Origin of the sequence: Pseudomonas sp. S8 (genome assembly GCF_050473925.1) — a bacterium.
In the GTDB taxonomy this organism is placed as follows: Bacteria; Pseudomonadota; Gammaproteobacteria; order Pseudomonadales; family Pseudomonadaceae; genus Aquipseudomonas; species Aquipseudomonas parakoreensis.
The window spans coordinates 4,870,728-4,885,416 of the sequence record NZ_JBFDVZ010000016.1 but is presented as its reverse complement, the minus strand read 5'-3'; the positions used below and the strand labels follow the sequence as shown (position 1 = coordinate 4,885,416).

8 protein-coding genes are annotated in these 14,689 nt (G+C 61.4%); 1 reads left to right on the top strand and 7 read right to left on the bottom strand.

Annotated features, from left to right (window positions below; translation table 11 throughout):
• Positions 1-63: 63 nt before the first annotated feature.
• Positions 64-1,164, bottom strand: coding sequence for a glycine-betaine demethylase subunit GbcB (gene gbcB, locus AB1J88_RS23120; RefSeq protein WP_041069889.1), 1,101 nt, complete (start codon positions 1,162-1,164; stop codon positions 64-66).
• Positions 1,165-1,446: 282 nt separating this feature from the next.
• Between gbcB and gbcA the strand changes: the two genes are divergently transcribed.
• Complete coding sequence (gene gbcA, locus AB1J88_RS23115) at positions 1,447-2,739, top strand: glycine-betaine demethylase subunit GbcA (protein ID WP_401281344.1); 1,293 nt, start codon at positions 1,447-1,449, stop codon at positions 2,737-2,739.
• 115 nt (positions 2,740-2,854) lie between these two features.
• Here the strand turns inward: gbcA and AB1J88_RS23110 are convergent, their stop codons facing one another.
• From AB1J88_RS23110 to dgcB, 6 genes are all read right to left on the bottom strand, one after another.
• Positions 2,855-4,099, bottom strand: coding sequence for a metallophosphoesterase family protein (locus AB1J88_RS23110; RefSeq protein ID WP_430292053.1), 1,245 nt, complete (start codon positions 4,097-4,099; stop codon positions 2,855-2,857).
• 25 nt (positions 4,100-4,124) lie between these two features.
• A complete protein-coding gene (locus AB1J88_RS23105; protein ID WP_430292052.1) occupies positions 4,125-5,993 on the bottom strand; it encodes a hypothetical protein in 1,869 nt (622 codons plus the stop codon).
• Positions 5,994-6,201: 208 nt separating this feature from the next.
• Positions 6,202-9,654 carry a GMC family oxidoreductase N-terminal domain-containing protein gene (locus tag AB1J88_RS23100; RefSeq protein ID WP_430292051.1) on the bottom strand — a complete coding sequence of 1,151 codons (3,453 nt, stop codon included), beginning with the start codon at positions 9,652-9,654 and terminating at the stop codon, positions 6,202-6,204.
• Between the two features lie 1,043 nt (positions 9,655-10,697).
• Positions 10,698-11,468 (bottom strand): electron transfer flavoprotein subunit beta, encoded by a 771-nt coding sequence (locus AB1J88_RS23095; RefSeq protein WP_041063331.1) that lies wholly within the window; start codon positions 11,466-11,468, stop codon positions 10,698-10,700.
• A gap of 15 nt (positions 11,469-11,483) precedes the next feature.
• Positions 11,484-12,704, bottom strand: coding sequence for an electron transfer flavoprotein subunit alpha/FixB family protein (locus AB1J88_RS23090; RefSeq protein WP_262948166.1), 1,221 nt, complete (start codon positions 12,702-12,704; stop codon positions 11,484-11,486).
• On the bottom strand, positions 12,704-14,653 hold the full coding sequence (gene dgcB / locus AB1J88_RS23085; protein ID WP_430292050.1) for a dimethylglycine demethylation protein DgcB: 1,950 nt from the start codon (positions 14,651-14,653) through the stop codon (positions 12,704-12,706). The genes AB1J88_RS23090 and dgcB overlap by 1 nt, the downstream gene beginning before the upstream one ends.
• Positions 14,654-14,689 lie beyond the last annotated feature (36 nt).

The window sequence follows — 14,689 nt, the reverse complement described above, 5'->3', positions numbered from 1 at the left end:
ATCTTGCTTTTAAGATCAAGATCAAAAGATCGCAGCCTTCGGCAGCTCCTACAGGGATCCGGCTCAGAATTCGATTCTGACGTCGCCTTTAGGCACGCTGCAGCACGACAGGATGTAGCCTTCGGCTTCATCATCCTCGGTAATCCCGCCGTTGTGCTCCATCTCCACTTCGCCGCCCAGTTTCATCACCTTGCACGTGCCGCAAATGCCCATGCCGCAAGCTTTCGGAATCATCAGGCCCAGCTTGGCCGCCGCCGCATGCACGGTTTCGCCCGGGGCCACGCGAATGCTCTTGCCGGAGGCGGTGAACTCGACCTGATGCAAATCCGCTGCGTCGATTTCCGGTGCCTCGGCCGCTTGTTCGGCTTGCTCCACCGCATCGGCGCGAGCTTCCGGTGGCGTGGCGCCGAAGGATTCCTCGTGATAACGCGACATGTCGTAGCCGGCGGCTTCGAGCAGGCGCTTGACGGCGGTCATGTACGGCGTCGGGCCGCAGCAGAACACTTCGCGCTCAAGGAAGTCGGGAACCATCAGCTCCAGCATCTTGTGATTGAGGTAGCCGCGATAGCCGGCCCACGGCTCGCCCAGCCCGTGTTTCTCGCAGATCAGGTGCAAGCTGAAGTTGTCGATCCGCGACGCCATGTGCTCCAGCTCGCGGTGGTAAATGATGTCTTTCGGCGAGCGGGCGCTGTGGATAAAGGTCATGTCGACATTGGCGTTGGTGTCGTAGAACCAGCGCGCCATCGACATGCACGGGGTGATCCCCACACCGCCGCTGAGATACAGCACTTTCGGGCTCGGGAAGTCGATGGCATTGAACAGCCCGACCGGCCCGTGCACCGCCAGCTCCTGGCCTTCATGCAGGGTGTCGTGCAACCAGTTGGAAACCTTGCCGCCCGGCACGCGCTTGATGGTCACCGAGAAGCTGTACGGCACCGACGGCGAACTGGAAATGGTGTACGAACGCATGATCGGCTGACCGTCGATTTCCAGCTCCAGGGTTACAAACTGCCCAGGCTTGAAGAAGAACAGGATCGGCTGGTCGGCCATGAAGCAGAAGGTGCGTACGTCCCAGGTTTCCTGGATGACTTTGACGCAACGGACGATGTGTCGGCCATTGGCCCAGGTCTGGGTGGTGACCGGATTCAGGAAGCTGTTGGACATGCTGTTCTCCACGGCCGACTGTCGGCCTTCATGTGGCGATTCTGCGTATAGCGTGAACCGCCCGTTTACCTATCCGCGACATCGGCATACTTATCGCGACCAGCCCCCAACCACCGGGGGTTGCGCGTCGGGAACAGATTGCACCATGTCGCCCATGGATAAGGTTCCGGGCAGCGCCGGCCCCACACTCGTCTCACACCAAGACAACTTCTTTACACCTTGCGTAGCAACCCTGATCAGCCACTTTCGCCGGCCACGCAGATGGCCTTGAGGATCACATTGATGGACACCGCAAAAATCAGCCTGGGCGACCCGCTGGAACCCGCACGCAAGGCCACCGCACAGATGCTGCAGGAGCGCGAACGTACCTTTTCGCTGCCGCAGCCGTTCTATAACGATGAACGCCTGTTCGATATCGACATGCAGGAAATCTTCCAGAAGGAATGGTTGATCGCCGGCATGACCTGCGAGATCCCGGCCAAGGGCAACTACATCACCCTGCAGATCGGCAAGAACCCGATCATCGTCATTCGTGGCGCCGAGGGTGTGGTGCATGCGTTCCACAACGTCTGTCGCCACCGAGGCTCGCGCCTGTGCACCAGCGACAAGGGCAAGGTTGCCAAACTGGTCTGCCACTACCACCAGTGGACCTACGAGCTGGACGGTCGCCTGCTGTTCGCCGGTACCGAGATGGGCGCCGACTTCGACATGAAGCAGTACGGCCTCAAACCGGTGAACGTGAAGACGGCCGGCGGCTACATCTTCATTAGCCTGGCGGAAAACCCGCCGGCCATCGATGACTTCCTGTCGACGCTGAACCACTACATGGAACCGTACGACATGGAGAACACCAAGGTGGCGGTGCAAACCACCTTGATGGAAAAGGCCAACTGGAAACTGGTGCTGGAAAACAACCGCGAGTGCTACCACTGCGGCGGCTCGCACCCTGAATTGCTGAAAACCCTGCTGGAATGGGACGACGTCACCGACCCGCGCGCCGATCAGGCGTTCAAGGATCACGTCGCCGCGTCCGCTGCTGCCTGGGAAGCCGAGAAAATCCCTTACGCCCACGCCAGTTTCGGCCTGCGCAACCGCATCGTGCGCATGCCGCTGCTCAAGGGCACCGTGTCGATGACCATGGACGGCAAACAGGGCTGCGCCAAGCTGATGGGCCGGATCAAGAATCCGGACCTGGGTTCGATGCGCATTCTGCACCTGCCGCACTCGTGGAACCACTGCATGGGCGACCACATCATCGTGTTCACCGTGTGGCCGATCAGCGCCCAGGAAACCATGGTCACCACCAAATGGCTGGTGCACAAGGACGCCGTCGAAGGCGTGGATTACGACGTCGAACGCATGCGCCAGGTGTGGGACGCGACCAACGACCAGGACCGGCGTCTGGCCGAAGAAAACCAGCGCGGGATCAACTCCACGGCTTATCAGCCGGGGCCGTACTCGAAGACCTATGAGTTTGGCGTGGTCAACTTTGTCGACTGGTACAGCGAGCGGATGCTGAGCAACCTTGGGGCCGAGCCGGCGCCGTACCTCAAAGGCGTGCCTGTCCAGGGCTAAAAGCATCGCTGGCAAGCCAGCTCCCACAGTGGTCGATGGTGTTTACAGATACCGTGTACACCGCAAAACCTGTGGGAGCTGGCTTGCCAGCGATAGCGTCATCACTGTCATCGCATCACTTCGATGACCACCTCAAACTGCCATCCTCCCCAATAAACTCCTCAAAAATCTCCTCCCCCACCAGCCGGATTTTCGCGTACCCATTCAGCACCCGCAGCGGATAGTCCGGATCGTTCGCGTCCTGCGTCTCCGAAAACAGCACCCGCGAATGGCCGTTCAGCTCGCTGGTAGTGCCGTAGGGAATGGCTCCGTGGCCGGCACAACGCGCATGCAGTCCACCTTGTGGCGCATAGACGATGCCGTTGTGCAGATGCCCCCAATACCAGTAATCAGGCTCGCGCCCCAGCGCATCGCACACCGGTTGATACAGCGCGGTCTTGTGGTGCCCGGTGATGTCGAAGCCCTGATGGTGGCTGAGCACCATGAGTTTCTTGCGTTTCGGCAGGCCCTTCATCCACTCGATCTGCGGTTTGTTCAGGGTGCCGTCCATGTACAGGTTCATGACATCCGAAGCGTACGCGGTGTCCAGCCCGACAATCAGCCAGTCGTCGTTGATCAGGGCAAAGTAGCTGGTGCCCTGCTGCCCCGGAAAACGCGCGGCCAGTTCCTTGAAGTAACCGTGGGCGCCGCTGTACATCTCGTGGTTGGAATTGAGGGTGAACGAGCCGTGGGTGCCCATCGGCCAGCCGGCCATGTCAGTGTCTTCCTGGGAGTAGCTGCCGGCGTAATAAACATCCCCCAAATGAATGGTGAAATCAGCGTTCGCCAGTTGCATCTGGTTGGCCACCGACACCGCCGGCGCGTGGCTGTTGAACGGCCCGGTGCCCCAGTCACCGGCAATCGCCAGCGTCACTTCGCGATCCATGGTCACCATCGCCGGGTCAGTGCCGAAGGTCGCGTGATGGCGCAGGTTTTCGATCCACTTGAGCAGCGCCTCGCTCCACAGCAGATCCAGCAGTTCCCATTTGCGACATCCCAGCAGCGTGCCGTCCTTGAGCACCTTGGTCTGCAATTGATCGGGCGATTGCGGCAACGGCGTGGCATTGCCGATGCGCAGGATCGAAAGACCGTGGGACAACTCCCACGGCACCGCCGGTTCGTCGTCCGGCAGCTCGCCATTTTTCAGCACGTATTGCGCCTGATCGTGGCCGCGCTGGAGCAACTTGATGATGGCCTGGAACTCCTCGGGTTCCAGTTCGCTGATGAGCTTCATCCAGGCCATTTCCACTCGCGTGAACAGGCCGTGCAGACGCACCTTTACCTTGTCGTACTCATGCTTCAGATGACCGACCGCTGACATGGCGTAATCCTCTATCCGTAGGGGCTCACAGGGTTTTCATGAATTCGATCAACGCACGCTTGTCGTCGTCCGACAGCGTGGTGCCATACAGGTGACCGCTGTTGTGGTTGCCCTCCAGCCGCGTGTCGTATGTGAAATCGGCCGAGGCTTTGGCCTGGGCACCCGTGGTGACGAAACCGACGTTGACCGGGTCGTAGACATCGGAGCCGGTGATGAACACCACCGGGCGTTTTTCCGGCGGTTGCAGCAGATCCCACAGGGTCGGCACCGAACCGTTGTGCAGGTACGGCGCGCGCAGCCAGATGCCGTCGGTCGGCGTGTTGCTGTAGCTCTGGGTCTTGCGATAAGCGCCGAAGTCGAACGGCGGTTTCTTGAAGGTGTGGAACGCCGTCACCAGACCGGTGGTGAACGAGTCCAGCCGATGTGGATCGGTGCCGAGCTGATCGATGTTGGTGGTCACTTGCCCGGTGTCGGCGCGACCGAAGTCGTGGCACGCGGCGCAATTGGCGTCCCAGATTGGTTTGCCCTGGGCGACCTTGGCCTGATCCAGTGCCCACGGCCACGCCGGCGCCTTGTGCCCGAGCAGCCAGTTGGTCACCCGGTTGAAGCTCGGCGGCAGCACCGATTCCGGGGTCGCGCCCACGGCCATTGCAGCGGCGTAGTTGCGTTCGTGGATCTTGTTGTTATTGCCGTCCCAATGCAGGTACATCGACTCCCGCGGCTTCTGGTTCCAGACTTGCGGCAGGTCGACGGTGCCGATGGTCGAGTCATCCGGGAAGCCGAACACCACCATTTTCGTCGGGTTGAAGGTGTCGGTGCGACCCGGGCCCTGTTGCGGACGCAGCTTTTGCCAGGCGTAGGCCTGTTTCTGCTTGAGCAAGGCGCTCTTCGCCATCGGAATAATCAGATAGCGGTTGTAGAGCTTCTCGAAAAAGCCCAGCTGAAATTTGCCGTTGATCGCCGCCATCACCGCGTCGGTGGTGAATTTCGGGTCGCTGGCGCAATCGTAAGCGAACCACTGGAAGGCCTGCAGTTGCAGGGTGTTGGCCGGCGCACTGGGCACGTTGACCGCGACGTCGCTGGCATTGGCCCGGTAGGAGCCGGTGTGACACAGCGCGCAGTTCGGTTCCACGGTCGGGTAGCCGATCTGCCGTTTGGCCATGCCGATCGGCAGGTCCTTGCCGTTTTCATAGAGAAAGCCGAAGACCTCCCAGCCGCCGGGTTTGGGCAGTTTTTCCGGGCACATCTGCGGCAGTACGGCGAACAGGTAATACGGGATCCGCGCTTCGATGCCCAGGCCGATGGCGGCGTATTTGTAATGATCTTCGTCGGACGCGTATTCCTGCTCCGGCACCACCCGCAGCATCTGATACCAGGTTTCGTAACCGATGAAACCCAACACCGCGACAACCACCAGCGTGCCGACCTTGAAGGCGTGACTCTGCCATTGCCGCGCCCAGGCAGCACGCCACTCGCGACAGCCATCGCACAGCAGCGCCCATGGCCGGTTCGCGGGCGTGGTGCCGAGGTACAGCAGAATGCCGAGGATCAGAAAAAAGCTCAGATCGCCCAGCAGCATCGGCACGAACACCGAGCCTTGAATGCTCGTATTGATCAGGTAAATCCAGAACACCACGGCGATCAGCCGCGTCAGTACGCACAGCCAGGAATGCACCACATAGCGCGGCGCATTGAAGCCCGACGGCATGTAAAACACGCTGATGCCCACCAGCAGCATCCCGGCGTTTTCCAGCCACGGGTCGGAGAGTTGCGGCGGCAGACCGACCACCGATGTCAGCAACCCCGGCGCGAACAGCGCCGGGATCGCGAACACCATGTTCATCGCAATGCCGAGCCAGATGAAGCGTTGAAACCAGCGGATGTAGCTGTCCATGTCTTCCATTTCCTTCTGACCACCAACCTGCAATGTCCCTTGTGGTGAGGGGATTTATCCCCGAAGGGTCGCGAAGCGGCCCCAAACCCTGCCAGCGCGGTCTGTCAGGATCACCGCGCGCTCAGGTTTTACGGCTGCTGCGCAGCCGATCGGGGATGAATCCCCTCGCCACAGAGAATCTCCTCCACACAGAAATCAGTAATCGATCTCAACCGAGGGCAGTTTTCTCTAGGTGCTCAAGGATGATCGGGTACACATCCACCACCGCGTTCTTGCCGAACATGCAGTCGATGTGGCCGTAACCTGGCACTACGTGCCGGCTGTAGCGTTCCGGCCCGTGGACTGCGCAGACGCGCTGGTAGGTCTTGAGGGTGCTTTCCGGCAGGTAACACTGGTTCTCCGCGCCGCTGATAAAGCAGATCGGCATCGTCAGCCGCTCGAAGTGCGGCATGTACACATCGTTGCCCTTGAAATCCACCAAATGCCCTTTGCGCACGATCAGCGCCAAATGCTCGAAGGTCTCGATGTTCGACTCGCCGAACAGTTCATGCAGGTTGTCGTGCAGGGTTTCGTTAAGGGTGTCGTGGCGGTACAGCGAGGCGTACATGAAGGTGATGCGGTGGCACACCGGGTTGGTGCAATAGCCTTGCGCCTCGATCCGCGCGTAGCCGTTGAGGGCTTTGTCGTAGAGGCGGTTGAACCAGTTTTCCTTGCTGTCGGCGTAAGCGGTCATCGATTTGATGCCGATCGCATCGAGCATCCCCGGCAAGTGCAGACCGGCCTTCAACCCGGTGGCCGTGGCGACCACGGTGTCAGCGGCAATCTGCGAGCAGACCACCGAACGCACGCCTTGCAACCCCGCCAACAGCGACATGAAGAACGTCGTCGCGCCGTAGCAATGCACCACGCACTGCACGTCTTTGGCCTGCGTCTCCTGCTGAATTTGCGCAATGGCAGCCTTGAAGTCGTACTCGGCGATCTGGTCGCCATTCCACTCTTTCTTGCTCGCCGGCAGCAGAATGCTCACCCGGAAATCCAGCAGCCACACGTCATAGTCGTGCTTGCACAGGTACTCCAGCAGGTTGGTCTGGATGGTGTCGGTGGAAAAGATATTCGAGCCGACACCCAAGCCATGCACCAGCATCACCGGGCCTTTGCTGCCGGCCTGATAACGGGTCAGGCGCAGTTCGACGCCGTCCTCGGTGGGGAAGAAATGCACCGTCGGGGTTGGCGCATCCAGCGGCCGTTTCAGCCGTGGCGGCGCGTCGGGATTGAAGTATTTGTCACCGGCGAACACCCCGCCGTAACTCTCCCAGAGAATCCCGGCGAAGAACTTGCCGAAGCGTGCCAGACCTTCGATGCGCTCGCGCTCGTTGCGCGCATTGAGCACCTTCATGGTGGTCATCTGTTTGGCGAAATCGGTCGGATGAATGTGCATCACCCCGGAGCCGATCACCTCGCCCGACTTGTCCGACCCGCGGTACAGCGTCACGTACAGGGTGCTGGTGTCGTGCCAGATGTTCAGCACGCCGTTGTCTTCCGGTACGGTTTTGAAGGCGCTGAAGTAATAGTCGGTGCCGTCCTCGGCGGTCAGTTTCATGTCGTATTTCATGTGCCGCGTGTCGACCTGCTGCTCGAATTGCTCGAACAGGTTGAACACGCCATTGCTGGCGGTCAGCGGTTGCGGCGACAGCGCCGGGGCGTTGACCGTGCCGACGATGGTCGCGGCATGTTGCGGCTCCTTGATCATCCGGTTGAGGTCGTTGGCGGTGATGGTCAGGGTGAAGTCGATGGGCGAGTTGTCCGCCTCGCCGCGTTTGGCCGCCGCTTCGTAGACTTTCAGATCGGTGCTTTGTGCGGCGGTGAAAGCGCGGGAGAAATAGCCCTTCATGGTTTCGGTGAACTGCACGCCGAGGGTCGGCGGGGCCACCTGTTTGCGCGGTGCCGAGGGCAGTGTGTAGTCGATGTGCCAACCCCGGTCAGCGGCGAGCAGGCCCATGTTGCGCTCGCTCACGGCGGAGATGGTCAGCAGCGGATTGACCGCCAGCGAGGTCGGGATCACCGCGCCGTCCGTCACGTAAAGACTGGCGTAGACATCGGTGCCGGCCGCGCCGCTGAACACCTGGCCCTTGTGATTGACCACGCCTTGCGCCGCGTCTTCACCCATCACGCAACCGCCCAGCGGATGCACCGAGACGATGCTGTGCTTGAGCAGCTGGGTCCAGATCGGGTTCTCGACCCAGACCCCGCCCAGTGCCTTGGTGCTCTGGTATAGACGTTCGTTGCCGAGCTTGAAGTTTTCCTGCTCGCCGACGCCTGGCCAGTCGATGCGCAACTGGTCCTTGTTGTCGAGCAGCATCCGGCCCTGGCCACTGTCGTGGCTCATGATCAGGTAGGTCTGCATGTTGTGCAGCGCGCCGTAATACGGGCCGCGCAGGAAGCTTTCGGCCTCGCGCTCCTTGTAGCCAAGCTTGCCACTGAAACTGTCGTCGGTGGCCTTGCCGATCATCTCGGCAAACCCGGCCATCGCCGGCACCATTGGCCGGCCGAGCGCGCCGGGAATCGAGCCCTCCTCGATGACCATGCGGCTGCGCCAGTCACCTTCGGTGCGCATGTCGATGATCGAGGTGATGCACGGGCCAACCGGTTGCAGCTCCTTGGCCGAATGCGCGCCGAAGCCGATGCCGTTGATGGTCTGCTCGCAGTTGTGGCCGAAGCCGAGAATGTCACCGTTACCGCTCATGTTCTCGCCGAGCTGACCGGACATCACCAGACCCTTGTCCCGCGAACGCAGCAGAATTTCGGTAGAGCCGAGGGTACCGGCGGAGACCACGACGATATCGGCCTTCACGAACAGCGTCGGCGCGTCGAACTTCTCGCGACCGCTGTCGAGGTACTGGAAGTGCACGATCCAGCCTTCGCCGTCGCGCTCCAGATGGCGCACCTCAGCCTGGCAGAAAATCTCCGCGCCGTGGTTCCAGGCATCCGGCAGATAGTTCATCAGCGTGGTGTTCTTGGCCTTGTTGTTACAGCCCGATACACAGTCGCCGCACTGGTTGCACGGCAGTTGTTCGACGCCGACGTGGTTGAGATTGTTCGGCAGTTTGTCGAAGGTCACGTTGATCGGTGGCTTGTAGAAATGCGCGCCTTGCTTGAGGTAGTCCGCCGACTTTTTGTTGGCGTCGAGCTTGGGCAAGTTCGGTGCGCTGTTCGGGTACGGATTCGGTTTGAGCATTTCCCGGGCGCGGGCGTAACCGTCCTTGAGCAAGGTATCGCGGTGTTCGCGCACGGCTTGAGGCCAGCGTGGGTCATCAAATACCCCGGGCTCGGGTTCAAGCGCGACGTTGGCATTGATCAGCGACGTACCGCCGAGGCCGCAACCGACCACCACGTTCTGCTGCGCATTCACGTGCAGGTCGAACAGTCCGGTGCGCGAACCGATATGGCCGTCGGGGTCGTGCACCTGCAATTCTTCGGTCGCGGCAATCATCGTGTTGGGGTATTCGCCGGGCTGGATCTCCCGGCCCCGCTCCAGCAGGCACACCTGCTTACCCGCCCTGGACAGGCGCGACGCAGCAATGCCGCCGCCATAACCGGAGCCGATGACAATGACGTCGTAGTGTTCCTTGATCTCGCTGATGGGCGTTGCGATGCGTGTCATGAGACTGATCCTTTCTCAGGCTGATGGGGCAACTCTGCGGTTGCCTGCAATCAATGGGCGAACGGGCACCTGGCCTCCGGGGCGAGCCCGGCGACAGCACAACGGTCGGAGCAGAAGGTCGCTACAGGCGAGCGTGTTGATTGGCCGCACGACGTAACGTGCGCTTGCGGGGCGTGGGGGGATGGCGGTGTGGGCGGCTATCCATCATGCGTTCTCCCAGAACCTGATGTGGATAAGTGACGGCTGTCCTTGTGCCATTGCAGTGAAGACAGCGCAGGAATCGAAGTCAAGGCAACGATTTAGAACTGTATGAAATCTGATCAATTGCGGTTTGGACTAAGCCGGCCGGGGCCTGTGCAGTTCAGCGAACAAGTTATCCACATAGCCATGCACAGCAAATGGGGGTAACTGTGGATGAATGGAAAAATAACTGCCTGATTTGTGAAGAAAAATCGTGACTTATCCAGAAGGATAGTTTGCAGGAGTGATTGACTGTTTTTTGATCAAATATCTACACGTCACGTTTCACATGGGCTGCAGAGGATGGCGAACACGTTATCCACAGAAGCGCCAACAGAGTTCGGGGGTAACTTTGTGGCTGCTGTGGAAAAGTGCTGAGGGCTGTGGGAAATCGGGCGTTGCGCAGGGATTATCAGCCTGAAACGCTTAATCGATCATTTATTGATCAAATCCCTGAAAGCCACGGTTTATATACCTTGCAGCGGACAGCGAACATCTTGTCCACAGAAGCGCCAACAGAGATTGGGGGCAACTCTTGAAGTTATTCAGGAGAAAAAGCCCGGTAAAACCGTGACTTAGGCTGGTTGTTTTTTGAGCTGGGGCCTGGAGGGCTTGATTGGCGTGGGGTACAGGGATGGGCGAACACGTTATCCACAGATCCGCCAACAGGGATTGTGGGTAAACAACACCATATTGGCGATCTGCAAACTCCTGTAGGAGCTGCGGCACGCTGCGATCTTTTGATCTTGATCTTAGAGATCAAAAGATCGCAGCCTCGTTTCACTCGACAGCTCCTACAGGGGTCAGCGGACGACGCCTTCTTCGATCAGGAGTTTGAGGATCGCTTCAGCGCCGGCCTGCGCGGTGACACCCTTGAGCACTTGTCCACCGCCGCCACTGGCTTTGGCGGTGGCAGCTTTCATCCGGTCCGCGCCGCTCTTGGCCTTGATCACCTTCAGACGTTTCGGCCGTGGCTTGGCCGGTTGCAACGTAGCAACCGCCAGCAGTTCATCGTCCAGCACTTCCACGTCTTCGGCATTGAGCACACCGCGCCGCGCCGGGCCGTAGGCGCTCTGCCGTGGCTTGGGTGCGGCGTTATCCACAGTCGCCAGAAACGGCAGCTTCACCTTCAACCGCCGTCGCTGCCCACGGGGCAAGGCTTGCAGCACCAGCGCCGAGCCGTCGCTGATCGATTCGACCTGCGCCAGTCCTACCACCAGCGGCCAGCCCAGTCCTTCGGCGAGCAGGAACGGCAACATGCCCGAGCCTTCGCCGGTTTCCGCCTGCGTACCGGTCAGCACCACCTGGGCGCCGGCATCGCGCAGATACGCAGTCAGCGCCGGCAACGCGTCGGCACCAGCGGGTTGCTCCAGCACGTGCATCTGCGCGAGTCCCATGCCCAGATAGGCGCGCAGCGCCGGTTCGGCAACGTCCCCGGCGTGCAGCACTTGCAGGTTATCCCCAGCCAGCTGCAGGCCCAGTTCCACGGCGCGCGCGTCCTGTTCGGCACGGCGTGGCCGGCCCGAGGTCGGGTGGGCGCCGATGGAGACCAGGCTGATGACATTGGTGTTCATAACTGTGTCCTTCCCTTAAGCCGCATCGCGCTTGGCGTCGTTGCGGTAAGCCGCTACCGCCGCGATCAAGGCTTGAAGAATCTCCGCGCTCTCGCCGATCACCGACAGGTCGGCGCGTTTGATCATGTCGCATCCCGGGTCGAGGTTGATCGCCACCACCTTGTCGCAGGCACCGATGCCCTGCAGGTGCTGGATCGCCCCGGAGATACCCACAGCCACATAAACCCGTGCGGTGACCCAGGTACCGGACGCGCCGACCTGCCGGTCGCGGGTCATGAAGCCGTCGTCCACCGCCACCCGCGAGGCGCCTTCGGTGGCGCCGAGAGCGGCGGCGGTCCTGTGGAAAAGATCCCAGTCCTTGACCCCGTTGCCGCCGGAGAAAATGAACTCGGCTTCGGCCATCGGAATCGCCGCCGGGTCCACCGCCACCGCGCCCAGATCTTCGATCCGCGACAGGCTGCGCGCCACAGGTGTGGATAACTCCACCGGCAGCGCTTCGTGACGGGTTTCGCTGACCGGTTCGGCGCATTCGGCCGAGGCCAGAATCAGCCGTGCGACCGGACGGGCAAGATCCTGCAACCCGGCACCGGCGCGGCCGATGCACTCCTGTTCCTTGACTTGCCAAACCCGTGTGGCTGGGCGTTCGCCCAGCGCAGCAGCAAAGCGCCGACCCAGTTCGCCGCCACCGCTGCGGCTGTCCGGCAGCAGCCAGTGGCGCGGGTTGAACTGGTTATCCACAGCCCGCAGGCCCTGGATTCGTTGCTCCGGTGCATAACCGCTGAACTCTTCGCCTTCCAGCACCAGCAAGCGGTCAACGCCCGCCGTGGCGAAAGCGTTTTCCTTGTGCTCTGCGAATACCACCGCCAGCACCGCGCCGTCGCTGCCGGCCAGTTGATGCGCCAGGCCCAGCAAGTCGCGGTCGTGGCTGCTCAGACGCCCACCGACCATGTCCGGCACCACGCTGATGTAGAACGCCGGCGCCGGCACCTGATGCAGCGGCAATTGCACTTCAACCGTGGCCGAGCGCTTGACCGCCCCGCCCTGTTGCGCGCCGCTGCGGTCGATACGCTTGATGCCGTTGGGGCCGATGAAACCGATGCCGTGCAGGTTCTTGCGGATGATCCCGTTGGGGCCCATCCAGCTGTGTTGCGCCGGTTGCATGGCCGCGTGCAGCGGGTGCAAACGGTTACGCGCAATCCATTCGGCGCGTGGGTCGCGGCGGATAATGTCGCTCATCAGTGGGCCTCCGCAGGTTCACGTTTGGCCGGCGTGGCAGGCTTGTCTGGCGCGGCATCTTCAAGCAGCGCGTCGGCCACGAGTTCGGCGATGTCCTTGATCAGCGGACGCGGTTCGACCACGCCTTCGAGCATCGCCGTGCACTGTGGACAACCCACGGCCACCAGCTCGGCGCCGGTCTCGCGGATGTCTTCCATGCGCATGTCGGGAATCCGCTGCTTGCCCGGAATGTCAGTGATCGGCGCACCGCCACCACCGCCGCAGCAGCGCGAGCGGAAGCCGGAACGCTGCATCTCTTTGACCTCGATACCGAGGGCGCGCAGCACTTCACGCGGTGCCTCGTATTCGCCGTTGTAGCGACCGAGGTAGCACGGGTCGTGATAGGTCACACTGTTGCCTTTGTGCTGACCGAGGTTCAGCGCACCGGCCTGAATGATTTCTGCCATGTAGGTGCTGTGGTGCTGCACCAGGTAGTTGCCGTCGAACGCGCCGTACTCGTTTTTCAGCACATGGAAACTGTGCGGATCGCAGGTGACGATGCGGTTGAAGCGGTATTTGGCCAGGGTCTGGATATTGCGTTTGGCGAGCAACTGGAACGTCGCTTCGTCACCGAGACGTCGGGCCACGTCGCCGCTGTCACGCTCTTCGAGGCCGAGCACGGCGAAGTCGATTTTCGCGGCTTTCAGCACTTTGACAAACGCGCGCAAGGTGCGCTGGTTGCGCATGTCGAAGGCACCGTCGCCGACCCAGAACAGCACGTCGGTGGATTTCTTCTCGCTGAGCAGATTGAGGTTCAGATCCGCCGCCCAGTTCATCCGCCCGCCCGGGGCGAAACCGCCGGGGTTGTCGGTGGCGATCAGGTTTTCCAGGACTTCGGCCCCTTTGTTCGGGGTCGCGCCTTTTTCCAGCGTCAGGTGGCGGCGCATGTCGACGATGGCGTCGACGTGCTCGATCATCATCGGGCATTCCTCGACGCAGGCACGGCAAGTGGTGCACGACCACAGGGTTTCTGCATCGACCAGACCGTTGACGATCGGTTGATGCGGGTTGCCGCTGTGTTCACCAATGGGCTTGCCGGGATACGGGCTGCCGGCGAAGTTCGCATCGGTGCCGCCGGCGAGGCCGACGACCATGTCCTGAATCAGCTTTTTCGGGTTCAGCGGCTGGCCGGCAGCGAAGGCCGGGCACGCCGCTTCACACTTGCCGCACTGCACGCAGGCGTCGAAACCGAGCAGTTGGTTCCAGGTGAAATCCTTGGGTTTTTCCACGCCCAGTGGCGCCGATGGATCGTTGAGATCCAGCGGTTTCAATCCGGTGGAACGACCGCCGCCAAAGCGCTCGGCGCGACGGTGCCAGGCCAGGTGCAGAGCACCGGCGAAAGCGTGCTTCATCGGCCCGCCCCAGGTCATGCCGAAGAACAGTTCCGACACGCCCCACAAAACGCCGAGTCCGAGAATCGCCGCCAGCAGCCAGCCGCCGAAGTTCTCCGGGAGGATCCCGGCCACCGGCAAGGTCACCAGAAAGAACGACGCCGAGAACGCCAGCAGACTCTTCGGCAACCGCATCCACGGGCCTTTCGACAACCGTGCCGGCGGATTGAGCCGGCGCCGATAAACGAAGAGCGCACCGACGAACATCACCGCCGTCATCAACAGCAGCGCATAGCCGAGGATGCGGTTATGCAGGCCGAAACCGTGCACCAGAATCGCCAGCACGATTGACGCCACCGCACCACCGGCCGTGGCCACGTGGGTGTTGGCGATGTATTTGTCCCGCGCCACCACGTGGTGCAGGTCGACCATGTAACGCTTGGGCATGGCGAACAGGCCGCCGATCAGATCGACCTTCGAGGCCCGGCCCCGACGCCACATGGCCACCCGCCGCAAAGCACCCAGCACCGCAAGGGCCAGGGCTGCGAACAACAGGATTGGAAGAAGGGTGTTCAACATGGTGAAGCTCCCACCAGTACAGCCTGGAGAAACACG